We start from the raw sequence: 16,049 nt of genomic DNA, 5'->3' as shown, positions 1-16,049 counted from the left end.
GTAAAGATCCCCATAGTTCTGGAGAAGTATCACGGGTGAAAACAGTGGAAACTATTTCATAACCAGTAATAGCAATTTCCATATTATTGGCTTTGTTACCTAAAGGAAATTGCTGTATCAAATTACTAAACGCAACTACAGCGAAAGATTTTTTTACGTCTGGTTCTGCTTCCTCTAATGTATTTGTTGCCCAAACCTGTAATAATTGGGCAAAAGCCAAATTCAGTTTATCTGTATTCGCTTCCAGCAAGGGGTAAACTACCTGGGGATTACCTTGACTTTCTGCGGTTGCTTGTAATACTTTTGATAAAAATTGTAAATAGGTATTAATATCTGCTTCATTAATCTGATTGATCTGGGTATTCCCATGGGAATGATTGGGGGGTTGACGCTGTGGGGAAAATAACCCCATAAACCAGTTAATAACAAATCTAATTAGTGACATAGAAGTTTTGGGCTGGGTTAGGGTAGCATTTAGATGGTGCTTCAATAGTAGATGATGCTTCAATGGTATTTTGCATCAATTTTGACAATTTTATCCTGAAAATCATTAAATCCTGGACATCCTGATTCTGACAAAAAATCATCAGTCGGTGCGTCAGATGCGATTATTTAGTGATCATGAATAGATTTTCAATTCTGACGCACCCTACAAAATCCCTATCCTGTAAATCCTCAAATCCTGGACATCCTGATTCTGACAAAAAATCATCAGTCGGTGCGTCAGATGCGATTATTTAGTGATCATGAATAGATTTTCAATATCTGACGCACCCTACAAACTTAAATCCTGGAAATCCTGATTCAGACAATTATTCCCAAAAATCAACATTTAACATTGCTTCAATATCACAACTAAACGGCCACATATCAGGAAATTCAACATGAGGATAACCATTGCGGACAATTTTCAGAGCATCTGCATAAGCTTCATCAAATACTTGGCTAAAATAAGGTTTGAGACTAGGTGAATTTTTGAGTAACTTTCTGATTCCAATCCTTTGTTTAATGATTGATTCTACCCACCCACGATAACAATCAGGGATATGCACATAATTCCGCTTGAGAATATGTTCTAAAAGTTCTGCTAACCGATTTTCAAGTTCACGTTTATCTGAGCGCCCCAAGTCCTCTATCTCTTCTATCAAATTATCAATATCTAGTCCTTCTATATCTCTATTTCGTAATTTGTGGACAATATCTTCAATCCAGAGTAAATAGTCTTGCTCATACAAAGATACTGCAATTGGTGTCCGTGTCATTGCTGTAAATCCTGTAAATGTCCTAATTCCATTTTAAGTGAAATCATTTGTAATGTTAGACAATCAACCTGTAAACTAGCAAAATCAACACAATTTAAGCTGTTTTAACATTTTGCTTATTCAAAGCATATTCGCTGAGTGTAGCATATAGTGATAAATCAAATCCTGTTAATCCTCAAATCCTGTTAATCCTGATTCAGACAATTACATCCTGAAAATCATCACCTGAAATCCAGGGAATAAATTCCCTGTCTCAAAGCCAAAGTCGGTTCAAACCGACTAGAATCTAATCTAATTTACCGAGGGAATACTTAACAATTACATCCTGAAAATCCTCAAATCCTGGACATCCTGATTCAGACAATTGCTAGTTTATAATTATTCCAAGTGTAACTTTTCCATTTACCAAGGAGGAATAAGCGATGAAGGGATGGGAAAATTTAGATGCAATAGAAAGACAACCTGATAAAGTCAGTGGTGCATGGGTATTTATCGGAACAAGAGTTCCCGTTGCTGCATTATTTGAAAATCTGCGCGATGGTGCAACAGTAGATGAATTTTTGGAATGGTTTCCACCTGTTCAAAGATCGCAAGTTGAAGCTGTACTTAATTATGAGCTTGAAAAATTAGCTGCTTAGATATAATTAGATATGAAAATTCTTTTTGATCAGGGAACTCCTGTGCCACTACGAAAATATTTAATAGACCATTCTGTAACAACAGCTTATGAAGAAGGATGGTCTAATTTATTAAATGGAGATTTATTAAAAGCTGCTGAATCTCAAGGATATCGAATACTCATAACAACAGATCAAAATTTGCGTTATCAACAGAATTTGAGCGATCGCCAAATTGCAATTGTGGTTTTACTGTCGACTTCATGTCCAAAAATTAGGACACAACTTGATAAAATTTGCTCTATTATCAATACAACTGAATTTGGTGATTATCAAGAAATTTCTATCATCTAAAAATCCTCATCCTGTAAATCCTCAAATCCTGGACATCCTGATTCAGACAATTAAAAAGTCAAGTTTATTGATAAAATGATGACTTTACCACCACCATTACAAACAGAGTTCAACGATAAACTAGAACAACATGAAAAGGAGTTAAATATGCCTTTCCTAAGCACTATTGAAGAAATGGCAGAAGAACGAGGTGAAGCAAAAGGTGAAATCAAAGGTGCTAGAAAAACCTGCCGAAACAATATTATCAAAATTCTCGCTAATAGATTTGATTCTGTTCCAGAATTGATGAGTGATTCTCTCAAGAAAATTGATGATATGACGATTCTAGAAAATCTCCTGTTAGCAAGTATTAGTGTTCATTCATTGGCGGAATTGCAAAAGTTAATTGATGCGGAATTACAGCAAAATCAATAATATTATCTTCCCTGATTTCTTCTATGATGAGGAAGTCAGGGATTTATCATCCGCTTAACTAAACTTAGAGGATGTTTGAAAAGTGGTATCCCGTAATTTTCATCACATTCTTACCTCCCTTTCCCCTTGTAAAGGGGGTAAACAATAAAAATCCAGTTCCCTCCCCTTTACAAGGCTATCGTGTACACACAAGTTAAATTACCCCCCTTAATCCCCCCGATGCTTTGGAGGGAAACCGGAAAAATTAGTTCCCTCCCCAAAGCATCGGGGAGGGTTAGGGAGGGGTAAAATATTTGATACAGCAATCATGACTTTTCAAACACCATCTTACAGCACTTCTTGATGTTATGAGGTACAGTTTTTTATCGCCAAACCCGTAGGGGCGCAGGGCCTGCGCCCTCCATTCTATTTCATGAGAACGAGAATTGCTGTAATATTATTAGGCGATCGCTTACCTATAAAATCAAATATCATCAGGATAGATACTCAAAATCACCAATATAAGTAGGTGAACACAGTAAAACCAAACTGTGTAAAGAAATGTAAAATCGCCCAAACCCTCTTCACTCTTGCCTCTTGCCTCTTGCCTCTTGCCTTGCCATAACGACAATTTTCAACGCTCACCTACTTATCTATTTTGAACTGGGAACAGGAAAATGATTTGTGTTTTAAATTTAAACTCTAGCTATTGTAACAATCTCTAACTGATCTTGATATTTACCTCTGCGAGTTTCATAACTAACAGCACAGGGTTCACCCTCTAAAAATAGCAATTGCACCACACCTTCATTAGCATAAATACGACAGTCAGCGCTGGAAGAATTAGAAAATTCCAAAGTAAGATGTCCTCTCCATGCCGCTTCAGCAGGTGTTAAATTAGCTATTATGCCACATCTTGCATAAGTAGATTTACCAATGCAAATTACTGTAATATTGGCTGGAACTTCCAGCTTTTCCAGAGCCACACCTAAACCATAAGAATGAGCAGGTAAGATAAAATAGCTACCACTTTCATCTGTATGTAATTGGGTAGACTCTAGATTTTGGGGATTAAAGTTCTTAGGATCAATAACAGTACCGGGAATGTGGCGAAAAATGCGAAATTCAGAGCCAGAAAGCCGGATATCATAGCCGTAAGAAGAAAGTCCGTAACTAATTACAGGTTGCGGAAGCTGAGATGAATCAGGTTGCAATTTACGAATTAAACTCGATTCAAAAGGCGAAATCATGCCTTTTTGAGCCATTTCGGTAATCCAGATGTCGTTTTTAATCACAGGTTCTCAGATAATTCAACCAAGTTACTAGGATATCTTAATACTTAAGGTTGATGACTGCGACGAATTTCTGTAATTTGGTCTGCTACATCTAAAAGAGACTTTGGCATCTGAGAACCTGTGAGGATAATATCAACATGAGGAGGACGGTGAGAAAGAAACTCTAAAACCTCAGTTTCTGGAATTAAACCGAAATTAATCGCTAAACTCAACTCATCTAATACCAGTAAAGAATACTTACCTTCATTAACTACCTTTTGGGTATGTTGCCAAAGTTGTTGCAAAGCCTGACTTTCCGCTGCGTCCAAATCGGAATTATCAATATAACGGGGTAAATCACAGCGAATCCAATCTAAATGTTGTCCCATTTGGGTGGGTCGTTCATGTCCTTGGCGAATCCCACCTTTGAGGAATTGGACTATTAATACTGGTGTACCTTGTCCAGCAATTCTCAGTGCTTGTGCCATCACGCTGGTAAAAAAGCTACGCTGGGAATTAGTAAAAACTTGTATCAGTCCTTCTACGGAATATGGTACGCTGAGGGTTGAATTTAGACCTGGGGTTTCTAGTTGGGCAACCATAAGGCAAAGTTTAAAAACTCACTATAAATTTAATGACTTACATTTAAAGGTAAATCTTTGCTGATAGTAAAACATATAGTTATCATACAGCAGTATTTGCAAGTAAAACAGCCTTGATATTTGGCTTTAACTTTCGCACTGATTTGGAGATATTTTTTCTACAAATGATTTAGGATTGCCATAACAAAAGATACTTCAACAATAGTGAATTTTATATATGAGGATTACGTTGTGATGAGATTGGTAGTTTTGGGAGGTTCAGGGGCAGGGAAAAGCACTCAAGCACCAAGGCTGGGGAAGTTTTTTAATGTTCCTTTGGTTTCTACTGGTGAAACTTTACGAGAAGCGATATATGGAAACAGTCAGGATAATACCTATGGTGAGTTAAATAATTTAGTTATCGAAGCGAAACCTTATTTGGAACAGGGAGAATTAGTTCCAGATGAAATGATGATTGAATTTATTAAAGTCCGTCTTAAGCAGCCTGATGTAAATAATGGTTGGATTTTAGAGGGTTATCCACGCACTGCTTTTCAATGTGAAGAATTGGATTTTTTGTTGGAAGATTTAGGACAAAATCTCGATTGGGCAATTTACCTACAAGTTTCCTCAGCAGTTATGGTTAGTCGTTCTGTGGGGCGGTTACTTCCTGATGATCAACTGGAAATTGTCCAGCGTCGGGTAGAGTTATTTTACGATTCCTACGGAGCGCTTCGCTATCGCACTATCCCCATTTTAGAATACTACGATCACCGTCATCGCCTATTAACTATTAATGGCGATCAGTCCCCAGAACAAGTACAGCAAAATATTTTGACTTTATTAGGGTGATTGGTAATAGTTTTCTTGACTTTTAAATTCTTTTTTTCCCTATTCCCCAGTCATGCTGGGGTAATCTAAAGGCTGTAGGCAAAAATTTTGAGGTAATTTCAATGACTTGGCAACGTCCTGACGGCAGAACCCCTGGTGAACTCCGTCCCCATAGTTTTTATCCTAATTTCACTCGGTTTGCACCTGGTTCTGTTTTAGCGAAATCTGGTGATACTCAGGTTCTGTGTACGGTTAGTGTGACTGAAGGAGTGCCTAAATTTTTGACTGGTAGTGGGAAGGGTTGGTTAACTGCTGAATATAGAATGTTGCCTTCTGCTACCCAGAAACGCCAGGAACGGGAATTGATGAAACTGTCGGGCAGAACCCAGGAAATTCAACGTTTAATTGGGCGGAGTTTAAGGGCTGCGGTGGATTTTGAGGTGTTGGGAGAACGAACGCTGACTGTGGATACAGATGTGCTGCAAGCTGACGCAGGAACGAGGACAATGGCAATTACTGGGGGTTTTGTGGCTTTGGCTCATGCTATTTCTCAATTATTGCAGCAGGGGGTTTTAGTGCGATCGCCTTTATGTGGACAAATAGCAGCAGTTTCTGTAGGCTTGTTGCAGGGTGAACCATTTTTGGATCTTAACTATGTTGAAGATGTAGCCGCAGATGTGGATTTTAACGTAGTTATGAATCATCAAATGGACATTATTGAAGTTCAGGGAACAGCAGAATCGGGAAGTTTTAGTCGTCAGCAGTTAAATCAAATGCTAGATTTTTCTGAACGAGGTATACAGGAATTATTAACTGCTCAAAGAAATGCTATTAGTGATTGGAATACTCTATTTGTAGCAACTTAAATTTTCATAATTCCCTAGTAAAAAAATTTAATTAGTGGCCGTAAACTTGCAACCAAAAAGAAATTTAGAACAATCTTGGATAATTCGCTATTTGTCAGTATTCCTGTTGTTCGGTCAAATTTTACTGCATTTCCTGCGCGGAAAAACCTACTATCGCAAGATATTAGAACATACAGTGACAACAGGACCAGCTTCCCTCCCTCCGGTATTATTAGTCAACGGTTTTGCGGGGATGATTTTCACGATTCAAACCGCTAGAGAATTGGTCCGATTCGGGGCTGTAGATACCGTTGGCGGTGCATTTGCTTTAGCATTTTGTCGAGAACTAGCACCAATTTTAACTGCTAGTATTATCGCCGGACAAGTTGGTTCAGCTTTTGCAGCGGAATTAGGAGCAATGCGGGTGACAGAGCAAATTGACGCTTTATATATGCTCAGAACAGACCCTGTTGATTATCTTGTCTTACCCAGAGTCATTGCTTGCTGTTTAATGATGCCTGTAATGATGATTTTTGCTGTAGTTACAGGTGTTATGGGTGGTGCTTTTGCGGCTATGCAGTTTTATCAGGTTAGTCCTGAAACATTTTTAGAATCAGTGAGAAATTTTTTATTACCATCAGATATTTTAATTATTTTACTGAAGGGGTGGATTTTTGGGGCTATAGTATCGGTTAATGGTTGTAGTTGGGGACTGACAACTCAAGGAGGCGCAAAGGAAGTGGGAGAATCAGCTACAACTGCTGTGGTAACTACTTGGGTGGCGATTTTTATTATGGATTTTGTGTTGGCGTTGCTACTGTTTGAGAAACCCTTGCTTTGACACTCCCCGGTCTAAAGACATAAGTAGTTGTGGGATTTGTTCACCTATCACCTATTTGTAGGATGATGATATTAGCATTTGTATGGTGTTGTTGCCGTCGTCAATAGGAAAATAGCGTGTCAATTCAAGAACATAAAATTACGGTAGATTCTCTAGAATGGTTTTATCGAGAAGCTGAACCGATTGGGAGAACTGATTTAATCCCTGTGTTATTTTTACATGGGATAGTTGCTCAAAGTTATAGTTGGAGAAATATTATACCTAGTTTAGCAGCACAGGGAAATAAAGCGATCGCACCTGACTGGATTGGTTGTGGATTTTCCGGTACACCAGAAAAACAGGATTTTGCTTATACTCCCGACGCATTTATCACAGCTTTAGAAGGATTTATTCAAGCTTTAGAATTAGAAAAGTTTTCCCTAGTTGTCCAAGGTTTTTTAGGTTCAGTTGGCTTACAATACGCCCTCCGTCATCCTGAAAAAGTTGCTAATATTGCTATTTTAAATACCCCCATTTCTACAGCAGCAAAATTGCCTTGGAAAATCAAACAAATGGGTTTACCCTTTGCGGGTGATATGATTACCCAAGATCCTTTATTAGTTGATAGAACCCTAGAAGGTGGAAGTCGTTACCGCATTGAAGATGAAGATTTAGATGTTTATAGAAAACCCTTTTTGAAAAGTTCTGCCCCTGGAAGAAGTCTCCTAGCAACAATTCGCAATTTCCAACTAGAAAAAGCCATGCTAGAAATAGAAAATGGGTTTAAAGAATGGCAACAACCTATTTTAGTTCAATGGGGAATAATTGATCCTTGGTTATCTGTAGATATGGCGGAAACTTTTGTAAAATCTGTACCCAATGGGGAAATAATCAAACTTAATAATGTGGGACATTATGCCCAAGAACATTATCATGAAGTGATTTTACAAGATTTGCTCCCATTTTTCCGTCGTTCCCAATCGAATTAAATATCAACCAGTATTTCTTGTTCTCTGCTATTCTTCTTTTGTTTAAGTATTTTTAAGAAGAAGGATAGTAAAGTCAATATATTAGAGGATGTTTTAAAAATGGTATCCCGTAATTTTCATCACATTTTACCCCCCAATGCTTTGGGGGGAAACCAGAAAATCCCTAACCCTCCCCTTGCAAAGGGGAGGGTTAGGGAGGGGTAAAACATTTGATACAGCAATCATGAGTTTTCAAACAACCTCTTATTGTCTGAGTTTTTGATTTGCACAATCAAAATTTTGCTTACTTATTTAAAATGATGATTGAACAACATAAAAATCAACAACATACCATTTTTCACGGTGATGTGGTCAACATTTTATTAAATCATATTCCTGCCGAATCAGTAGATTTAATTTTTATTGATCCTCCTTATAATATAGGTAAGAAATTTGGTAACTTCCATGATAAATGGGAATCAGAAACAGAATATATAAATTGGTCATATCAATGGCTCGATGAATCTATTCGCATTCTTAAACCAAATGGTACAATTTATGTAATGACAAGTACCCAAGCAATGCCTTATTTTGATATTTATTTGAGACAAAAATTAACTATTCTCAGTCGGATAATGTGGCATTATGATAGTTCTGGGGTTCAAGCTACAAAATACTTCGGTTCAATGTATGAACCTATTCTTCATTGTGTCAAAGATAAAAACAATTATATTTTTAATGCAGATGATATTAAAGTTGAAGCAAAAACAGGCGCACAACGGAAATTAATTGATTACAGAAAATCAGTTCCTACCCCCTATAATACAGAAAAAGTACCTGGTAATGCTTGGTATTTTCCCCGTGTGAGATATCGCATGGAAGAATACGAAAATCATCCTTCACAAAAACCAGAGTCATTACTAGAAAGAATCATTTTAGCAAGTAGTCATAAAGGAAGTTTAATCCTTGATCCCTTTGCTGGAACTTTTACAACTGCTGCTGTAGCTAAACGTTTAGGTAGGAAATCTATCAGTATTGAACTGCAAGAAGAATATCTAAAAGTTGGATTGAGAAGGGTTTTAGAAATGGAAGAATATCAAGGAGAAAAACTCTTACCACCACAGAAAAACCATAATATCAAAAATAAAAATGGAAAAAAAGTAGATTTAGATTTTATCCAAGGGAGTATCTTTGATGAAAATACTACAGCATGATTTTACGCAAACAATAATTAATATTCTTAATAAATACTTTCCTAGATATGGAGATATTATTTTAAGGAATAGTCAATTATTACAGTATATTAATATTAAAACTAAAGCTGCAAATCGTGGTTCAAAATCAAGATCCAGCTTTGCTAATCATTATGCTATATATGTTTTGATTGAAGATTATTTACAAAAGGAATTTCATCTTAAAAATGGCTATGAAGATTATGAAGGCGCACAATATATAAATTTATTAATGCGACAAAGAGAGTTACCTTTTGGAAATAAACTTCAAAATCATGCTCTGAATCATCGTTTAAATGAAGAATTTAAAAAATATTTTCACACCTCAGATTATTTACCAATAATAAGAGATTCAACAACAAATAGATATTGGATTAATGAAAATCTTTTAAAAATTGAAATTGGTGAGCAAGTAATTAATATTTCTGAATCCATCAAAGATATTATTGATGCTTATATTCAAGCAAGAATGAATTCATTCAATGAATTTATGATTTATTGTCAAAAGATGATAGAAATTCAAAATCATTCATCTGAAGCAGCAATTGAATTCATGAGAAGTTTATTAAAACCAAATATAGATGCTAGAGTATTTGAGATTGTTAGTTATGCGATTTTAAAACATTATTATGCAGAACAAAAAATATATTGGGGTTGGTCGCAACATGAATTAAATATTGATCATTTAATTTTGTATAAAACTGGACGCACAAATGCAAATGATGGTGGGATAGATTTTGTCATGAAGCCTCTGGGAAGGTTTTTTCAAGTTACAGAAACCTTAGATACGGGAAAATATTTTTTAGATATTGATAAGGTACAAAAATATCCAGTTACTTTTGTAATCAAAACCGAGGAAGAAGTCGAATATTTACTCAATAAGATTGAGGAACAAGCAAAGACAAGATATCAAATCAAAGCTATTATTAAAAAGTATATGGAATGTATAGAGGAAGTGATAAATATTCCAGAACTAATACTTCGTTTTAATAAAGTTTTAGAATTTCAAAGGGGTATTCAAGTAATTGAAGAAATAGTTTTACAAAGTCGAGTTGAGTTTAATATGGAAGAAGAAGCTGTTGGGGATGAAGTATGATGATGCTAAATATACGGTTCACACTTCTTAACCTATCCACATCCTTGCTGCGAAATCATCTTAACCTGATAATGAGAGTAGATGCAATCATCTGTAAATTGATAAAGGTAGGTTACAATTCATGGCGTATTCTTGGTTTAAAGCATTTCATATTATTGGCTTTGTGGTTTGGTTTGCGGGGTTATTCTACCTAGTGCGGTTGTTTATCTACCATGTTGAAGCTAACCTTGAACCAGAACCAGCAAGAACGATACTGAAGAACCAGTATCAAATCATGGAAAAGCGTCTTTACGACATTATTACCACTCCGGGACTGTTTGTGACAGTAGCAATGGCTATTGGTATTTTATCTACCAACATGGAACTGTTAAAAGAACCCTGGCTACATTACAAGTTAGGATTTGTAGCGGTTTTAATTGGCTATCATGTTTACTGCGCTAAATTAATGAAGCAGTTAGCAGCGGATGAATGTAGATGGACTGGTCAAAGTTTACGCGCCTTAAACGAAGCACCGACGCTTTTATTAGTCGTAATTGTGATGTTGGCGACATTTAAGAATAACTTACCTACAGACCTCACCGCTTGGTTAATTTTTGGTTTGGTGATTTTCATGGCTGTGAGTATTCAACTCTACGCCAAAATCCGCAGACGCAATCAGGAAAAACTGACAGGACAATTAAAAGAGGAGTCAGGAGTAAAAGCTTTTTAACTAAGGAATGTGAATTAAATAAGGTGCAAAAGTAGGGTGTGTTAGCGACAGCGTAACGCACCATTCCAGGTTACATCAGAATTGCAGGTTATTAAATTTGCGTTCCTAAGTAGGTGGACGTGAAATAACCAAAATGTGTAACGATATGTAAATTCACCTCGATGGGTTATTGTCGTTGAGTTTTAGCCATTTCAAAAAACGAAATATATTTTGATTTTCCTCCGCCCACCTACTTATCGGTAGGGGTTTAGCACTGCTCATAGGTGTCAACTTAAGTTAGAAATGGCTTATCTGTTTGTTTTCACACCCGCCCAGAAATGAATTTCCGGGCTAATAGCTAAAGTTTACTAAAGTAAACTGAAGGTTTAGACAATTATTAGTCATCTTTAGATGACTTTCGCTATTAGACTGGGAATTAATTCCCAGATGGGCTATGGGTTTTACGTTAAGTTGACACCATTAAGCACTGCTAAAACCCTACATAGGGTTTGCTGATAGGGAAGCATGGTGTAGTCTATAGAAATTGTCTGTGAGGACAAAGAAATCTTAACTGGGAACAGTTTCAGCCATCTGGATATCCTCAATTTTCCAAATCCGACAAAGACAAATGCACCTATGTTGAGACACCATAAGCCAAAACCTTGCAAGACAGAGAGTATGGTGTCAGCTATACTCCTGTATTTTGTTAAACTGTAACTGGTTGACGAACTTCTACTGCTGCTCCTGTTAAACTAAAAGCACGAACTTCGGTAATTTTAACTTTGACGATTTGCCCTTTGAGGCGATTAATATCACCACTAAAGAATGTGAGACGATTTCCCCCAGTTCTTCCCATAACCTGGTTTGTGTCTTTGGTATTTTGAGCTTCTACTAATACTTCTTCAATCCGACCAAAGTAACGTTGCGATCGCTCTGCTGCTTTGATATTAACTAAATGGTTCAATCTTTGCAAGCGATCGCTTTTAACTTCCTCACTCAGTTGATGATCCCACAAAGCCGCAGGTGTGCCAGGACGAGGTGAATAAGCCGCAGTATTCACTAAATCAAACCCGATATCTGCCACCAATTGCAAAGTATTTTCAAACTGTGCTTCTGTCTCACCAGGAAAACCCACAATCGCATCAGCACTAATTGACGCATCCGGCATATACTCTCTAATAGTATCAATAATCCGGCGATATTTTTCCTGAGTATAGCCCCGTGACATAGCTTTTAAAAGCTCATTATCCCCCGACTGAAAAGGAATGTGAAAATGTTCGCAGACTTTGGGCAAATCTGCACAGGCTTTAATTAATCTTTCCGTAAAATAACGGGGGTGGCTGGTAGCAAATCTTATGCGTTCAATACCCGGTACATCATGGACATAATAAAGTAAATCTGTCAATGTGTGCAGGTGACGACCTTCGGCGGTAGAACCAGGTAAATCCCGTCCGTAAGCATCAATATTTTGACCCAGGAGAGTAATTTCTTTATATCCTTGTTTTGCTAACTGTTCAATTTCCGCCCGAACCGCTTCTGGTGTCCGAGACTGTTCCACACCGCGCACATTAGGAACAACGCAATAAGTACAACGTTCGTTACAACCATAAATAATATTTACCCAAGCAGTTACCTGACTATCCCGACGCGGCTGGGTGATATCTTCAAAAATATGAACTTCTTCCGTAGCGACAACTTGATTACCAGCAAAAACCGACTCTAGCAAATCTTTAAGACGGTTAGCGTGTTGGGGTCCCATCACCAAATCCAATTCTGGCACACGACGCAGCAAAGCTTCACCTTCTTGTTGGGCAACACAACCAGCAACAATCAAAGTTAAATCAGGTTGTTCCTGCTTCCGTTTGGCTTGTCTACCTAAATAAGAATATACTTTTTGTTCCGCATTATCCCGAATGGTACAGGTATTGTAAAGAATTACATCTGCTTGGTTTGGGTCATCTGACCATTCAAAGCCCATGTCTTCTAAGATACCAGCCATGCGTTCAGAGTCTGCCTTATTCATTTGGCAACCGAAGGTGATAATGTGGTAATGGCGGTTAGTGGTCATGGGAAATTACGCTTAGTTAGTAATGTATATCAAGTCTGTTTTCTATTCTATATAGGAATTTTATCTTATTTGGGTGACATTTTCAGGAGTGTGCGGTTGTTAATCCACTTAGACATCTTCAGAAATTACAGAAATATGCGTTTTCCAGAACTCTTGTAGAGACGTTCCATGGAACGTCTCTACATTCTTTTTCATCAGATGTCTAATGTATGCGGTTTGTAGTGGATAATGGAAATCTGTCGCTCAATACTTGGGGGAAAGACATCGCTAAAAGTGCTGGGTATTTAGTATAGTATATTTTCTAGTTGCGATCGCGCTCTAATTGATCAATGACTCTTTGTAAATACCAATCATCTGACATTCCCGGATAATGATATTCTTGTTGTTGAATCAAGCCTTTGGCGATTTCCCATTGTCCCCCCACTAACCGCAACAGTCGCTGACGTAAAACTTCATATTTTTGATTATTAATTACGGGTTGGGACATTTGAATTTTTTGTAACCTATTTAATACCTGTTGATAATTTTCCCAGTCTTCTTGTTCACAATAAATACTCGCTGCTTTTTGATAATCGGCTACAGCATTTTGTATTTCTTCTAACAATGTATAGGCAAGACCACGATTATAGTAAGCTGGAGCGTAATCATGATTTATGTGCAGTGCTTGATTATAATCTTGAATTGCATTCAAACAATTACCCATTTCTCGATAAATATTACCTCTAGCAACATAAACTAAAGGATCTTCAGGCTGCATTTTTAAGGCTTGGTTTAAATCCGATAATGCACCCTGATAATCACCAATTTGGCAACGGGCTTTTCCTCGGTTACGATAAACAATGGCATCTTGAAAATCCAGTTTTAGTGCTTGATTAAAGTCAGTAATTGCTTCTCGATAATTACCAAGTTTACACTGAACTACGCCGCGACAGCAATAGGCTTGAGCATCTTTAGGATCAACTTTTAATACCCAGTTTAAATCAGCAATAGCTTCTCTAGTTTCTCCCTGTTCTGCCTTTGTTAATAATTGCTGAAAATATTGATTGGTAGAGGTAATAGATACAGTTACAGACTTATTTATTTGTTGTTCTGGCTTTTGAGGTGGTTGTAATTGTTTAATTTTTTGCAAACAACTTTGACATTTTTCCTTATCTTTTTGTTCTAGATATAATTCGGCTGCTTTCTTGAAATTAGCGATCGCATCTTGAATATGTCCCTGTTTACGTCGGACAATCCCCCGTAAATCATAAGCAGCAGCATCATCAGAATCCAGCCAAATTGCCCTTTCTACATCCTCCAAAGCACCAGGAAGATTTTTTAATGCCAATCTAGCTAAAGCCCGAAAATAACAGGCTTCTCGACTATATTCATCCAGTTTTATAGCTTCAGTATAATCATAAACAGCTTGCAGAATTGCCCCTGAATCATAATATGCTAGACCCCGTTGAATATATGCTTTACTAAACCCAGGATTTTGTTGGATAGCAGCGGTAAATTCTCCTATCGCACCAGTATAATCTTGTTGTTTAGCTTTTTCTAATCCCTGTTTATAAAATTCGTCATTCATCCTGCTCATCCTTTAATCCTGGATATCCCGATTCTAACAGGTTTGGATTTTATCGCTTGTAGGGTGCGTCAGACCCGATAATTTCGCAAAAAGACAGATTTCCTGTATCTGACGCACCTAACTCAACAAGTGATTCCCCACGCCGAAAACGACGCAATTTCATTTATTTATATTATTTATATTACAGCGATTTCCAATCATATAAGGTACATCTTAGCCCCCTCATCGCAAGCGATGAGGGGGTTGGGGGTGGGGTTCTTGTTCTGCGTTTGATGACAATTTGCTGTATTTATATTATTTATCGAACAGAATTCAGGAGTCACCGAGTCAGAATTCAGAATGAATTCTGTGCGAGTGGCGGATGAATAACTGGGTTTAAGACCACCACCAAATCGTAGATTTGGTGGTCTTTAATCAGTCGCAGGTTTGAATCCTCGACTGATTGATTCTGACTCCTGGCTACTGACTCCTGACTCCTTCTTCAAATTATTTATCTTATTTATATAGCTGTTATCGGTTGGAGGCAATACAATTTAGGGCGCAGACCCTGCGCCCCTACAGGTTTTGTGATTAAAAGTCAGACATTATACTAGGATAATTGATCACAAATACATCCCTACTTCCCAATCCTGGAACTTGGGGTTTTATCGGCGTAGTAAAATGAAAAAATTGATCTTCATTCACCGAAATTATTTCTCCAGGTTGCAAAATCTTGTTAAAAACTGGCTTTTCTTTTTTAGCAGAATATAAATGAGTTTCTCCACCTTGAACATTGTCTCTTCCTGCGGAAAAAATGCCAATAAAATCACTACCATCTTTGTGAATGCCTTCCGGTGCAGGATTTCCTAAATTAGTGGGTGAACAGGTAGTTCTAATTTGATGAACATCAACTTCTGCTGACGAATACAATTTACAAGAATCACAAAATGCCAAAACCAGTTTCTTGAAAATATCCAATTCTATCAGGGCATCATCTAATTCTGCAAACTCCCTTTTCACTCCTCCCAATAAAGGATTATATTCTCTACTTTGTAATAGATATCCATGAGGTAGTTTAACCAATTTATCTCCAGAAACTTGAAATCTGGATAATCTGCGGGAACGATATTCACCCTTAACATAAGGATCAATTGGTAAATTCTCAAAAAATGGTTGAAAACCTGCTGTATTAATCGAGTTTACTTTTCTCAGAGTGAACAGAAAAGCATATTCTAATTCTGTATAGAGTGAGACTGTTTGCATAGGATATTTTTCCTTGCATTGGTAAATGCTACCATATTTATCTAAATGGTAAGCTGTGATATCTATTATATTTAATTCCTCTAAAAATATCGTAAATTTGACTACAAAAGTTACTGATTTATGATCTAAATTAGACTTTTTCGGTAAGATCCCCGACTTCTTTTGTTTATTATCAGAACTTACGCAACTGGCACATTAGTAGGGTGCGTCA

General features: G+C 37.1%; 16 protein-coding genes and 1 pseudogene. 10 read left to right on the top strand and 7 right to left on the bottom strand.

What is annotated here, in order from left to right; translation table 11 throughout:
- A pseudogene (locus FJR37_RS09960) lies at positions 1-445 on the bottom strand (hypothetical protein); the annotation flags it as partial.
- A gap of 367 nt (positions 446-812) precedes the next feature.
- Entirely contained in the window at positions 813-1,262 is a 450-nt protein-coding gene (locus tag FJR37_RS09955) for a DUF29 domain-containing protein (RefSeq protein WP_168465917.1), read from the bottom strand.
- Between the two features lie 422 nt (positions 1,263-1,684).
- Here FJR37_RS09955 and FJR37_RS09950 point away from each other — a divergent pair, with 422 nt between their 5' ends.
- The 3 genes from FJR37_RS09950 (at position 1,685) to FJR37_RS09940 (ending at position 2,647) form a co-directional block, all read left to right on the top strand.
- Positions 1,685-1,900, top strand: a complete 216-nt coding sequence (locus FJR37_RS09950) for a DUF433 domain-containing protein (protein WP_168465916.1) — start codon at positions 1,685-1,687, stop codon at positions 1,898-1,900.
- A 12-nt stretch (positions 1,901-1,912) separates the two neighbouring features.
- Entirely contained in the window at positions 1,913-2,233 is a 321-nt protein-coding gene (locus tag FJR37_RS09945; RefSeq protein WP_168465915.1) for a hypothetical protein, read from the top strand.
- Positions 2,234-2,308: 75 nt separating this feature from the next.
- Positions 2,309-2,647, top strand: coding sequence for a hypothetical protein (locus FJR37_RS09940; RefSeq protein ID WP_168465914.1), 339 nt, complete (start codon positions 2,309-2,311; stop codon positions 2,645-2,647).
- Positions 2,648-3,321: 674 nt separating this feature from the next.
- On the opposite strand, the gene dcd is transcribed toward FJR37_RS09940, so the two are convergent.
- Both dcd and FJR37_RS09930 read right to left on the bottom strand, forming a co-directional pair.
- Positions 3,322-3,891, bottom strand: a complete 570-nt coding sequence (dcd, locus tag FJR37_RS09935; protein ID WP_035083368.1) for a dCTP deaminase — start codon at positions 3,889-3,891, stop codon at positions 3,322-3,324.
- A gap of 74 nt (positions 3,892-3,965) precedes the next feature.
- Positions 3,966-4,502, bottom strand: coding sequence for a P-loop NTPase family protein (locus FJR37_RS09930; protein ID WP_168465913.1), 537 nt, complete (start codon positions 4,500-4,502; stop codon positions 3,966-3,968).
- A gap of 234 nt (positions 4,503-4,736) precedes the next feature.
- Between FJR37_RS09930 and FJR37_RS09925 the strand changes: the two genes are divergently transcribed.
- The 7 genes from FJR37_RS09925 to hemJ all read left to right on the top strand — a co-directional run bounded on the left by FJR37_RS09925 (position 4,737) and on the right by hemJ (position 10,982).
- Positions 4,737-5,333, top strand: coding sequence for a nucleoside monophosphate kinase (locus tag FJR37_RS09925; protein ID WP_168465931.1), 597 nt, complete (start codon positions 4,737-4,739; stop codon positions 5,331-5,333).
- Between the two features lie 101 nt (positions 5,334-5,434).
- Positions 5,435-6,178 carry a ribonuclease PH gene (gene rph / locus FJR37_RS09920; protein ID WP_168465912.1) on the top strand — a complete coding sequence of 248 codons (744 nt, stop codon included), beginning with the start codon at positions 5,435-5,437 and terminating at the stop codon, positions 6,176-6,178.
- 34 nt (positions 6,179-6,212) lie between these two features.
- Positions 6,213-6,998, top strand: a complete 786-nt coding sequence (locus tag FJR37_RS09915; RefSeq protein WP_234413243.1) for an MlaE family lipid ABC transporter permease subunit — start codon at positions 6,213-6,215, stop codon at positions 6,996-6,998.
- 116 nt (positions 6,999-7,114) lie between these two features.
- Entirely contained in the window at positions 7,115-7,966 is an 852-nt protein-coding gene (locus FJR37_RS09910) for an alpha/beta fold hydrolase (RefSeq protein WP_168465911.1), read from the top strand.
- A gap of 296 nt (positions 7,967-8,262) precedes the next feature.
- Positions 8,263-9,159, top strand: a complete 897-nt coding sequence (yhdJ, locus tag FJR37_RS09905) for an adenine-specific DNA-methyltransferase (protein ID WP_254434556.1) — start codon at positions 8,263-8,265, stop codon at positions 9,157-9,159.
- Positions 9,140-10,273: a restriction endonuclease gene (locus FJR37_RS09900; protein ID WP_168465910.1), complete on the top strand. Its 1,134-nt coding sequence runs from the start codon at positions 9,140-9,142 to the stop codon at positions 10,271-10,273. Before yhdJ ends, FJR37_RS09900 begins: the two co-directional genes overlap by 20 nt.
- 121 nt (positions 10,274-10,394) lie before the next feature.
- Positions 10,395-10,982, top strand: a complete 588-nt coding sequence (hemJ, locus tag FJR37_RS09895; RefSeq protein ID WP_168465909.1) for a protoporphyrinogen oxidase HemJ — start codon at positions 10,395-10,397, stop codon at positions 10,980-10,982.
- A gap of 685 nt (positions 10,983-11,667) precedes the next feature.
- Here the strand turns inward: hemJ and miaB are convergent.
- The 3 genes from miaB to FJR37_RS09880 form a co-directional block, all read right to left on the bottom strand.
- Positions 11,668-13,029: a tRNA (N6-isopentenyl adenosine(37)-C2)-methylthiotransferase MiaB gene (gene miaB, locus FJR37_RS09890; protein WP_168465908.1), complete on the bottom strand. Its 1,362-nt coding sequence runs from the start codon at positions 13,027-13,029 to the stop codon at positions 11,668-11,670.
- A gap of 301 nt (positions 13,030-13,330) precedes the next feature.
- Complete coding sequence (locus FJR37_RS09885; protein ID WP_168465907.1) at positions 13,331-14,596, bottom strand: tetratricopeptide repeat protein; 1,266 nt, start codon at positions 14,594-14,596, stop codon at positions 13,331-13,333.
- Between the two features lie 570 nt (positions 14,597-15,166).
- Positions 15,167-15,838, bottom strand: a complete 672-nt coding sequence (locus FJR37_RS09880) for a 2OG-Fe dioxygenase family protein (protein WP_039200408.1) — start codon at positions 15,836-15,838, stop codon at positions 15,167-15,169.
- Positions 15,839-16,049 lie beyond the last annotated feature (211 nt).

It is taken from the genome of Aphanizomenon sp. UHCC 0183, from assembly GCF_009712065.1.
In the GTDB taxonomy this organism is placed as follows: domain Bacteria; phylum Cyanobacteriota; class Cyanobacteriia; order Cyanobacteriales; family Nostocaceae; genus Dolichospermum; species Dolichospermum heterosporum.
Note: the sequence above shows the minus strand (reverse complement) of the source record. Positions and strands in the feature narration are given on the sequence as shown.

What these genes read in the sequence shown, in the direction of transcription:
- FJR37_RS09955 (WP_168465917.1), bottom strand. Translation starts at nt 1,262, where the DNA reads ATGACACGGACACCAATTGCAGTATCTTTGTATGAGCAAGACTATTTA.
- FJR37_RS09950 (WP_168465916.1), top strand. Translation starts at nt 1,685, where the DNA reads ATGAAGGGATGGGAAAATTTAGATGCAATAGAAAGACAACCTGATAAA.
- FJR37_RS09945 (WP_168465915.1), top strand. Translation starts at nt 1,913, where the DNA reads ATGAAAATTCTTTTTGATCAGGGAACTCCTGTGCCACTACGAAAATAT.
- FJR37_RS09940 (WP_168465914.1), top strand. Translation starts at nt 2,309, where the DNA reads ATGATGACTTTACCACCACCATTACAAACAGAGTTCAACGATAAACTA.
- dcd (WP_035083368.1), bottom strand. Translation starts at nt 3,891, where the DNA reads ATGGCTCAAAAAGGCATGATTTCGCCTTTTGAATCGAGTTTAATTCGT.
- FJR37_RS09930 (WP_168465913.1), bottom strand. Translation starts at nt 4,502, where the DNA reads ATGGTTGCCCAACTAGAAACCCCAGGTCTAAATTCAACCCTCAGCGTA.
- FJR37_RS09925 (WP_168465931.1), top strand. Translation starts at nt 4,737, where the DNA reads ATGAGATTGGTAGTTTTGGGAGGTTCAGGGGCAGGGAAAAGCACTCAA.
- rph (WP_168465912.1), top strand. Translation starts at nt 5,435, where the DNA reads ATGACTTGGCAACGTCCTGACGGCAGAACCCCTGGTGAACTCCGTCCC.
- yhdJ (WP_254434556.1), top strand. Translation starts at nt 8,263, where the DNA reads ATGATGATTGAACAACATAAAAATCAACAACATACCATTTTTCACGGT.
- FJR37_RS09900 (WP_168465910.1), top strand. Translation starts at nt 9,140, where the DNA reads ATGAAAATACTACAGCATGATTTTACGCAAACAATAATTAATATTCTT.
- hemJ (WP_168465909.1), top strand. Translation starts at nt 10,395, where the DNA reads ATGGCGTATTCTTGGTTTAAAGCATTTCATATTATTGGCTTTGTGGTT.
- miaB (WP_168465908.1), bottom strand. Translation starts at nt 13,029, where the DNA reads ATGACCACTAACCGCCATTACCACATTATCACCTTCGGTTGCCAAATG.
- FJR37_RS09885 (WP_168465907.1), bottom strand. Translation starts at nt 14,596, where the DNA reads ATGAATGACGAATTTTATAAACAGGGATTAGAAAAAGCTAAACAACAA.
- FJR37_RS09880 (WP_039200408.1), bottom strand. Translation starts at nt 15,838, where the DNA reads ATGCAAACAGTCTCACTCTATACAGAATTAGAATATGCTTTTCTGTTC.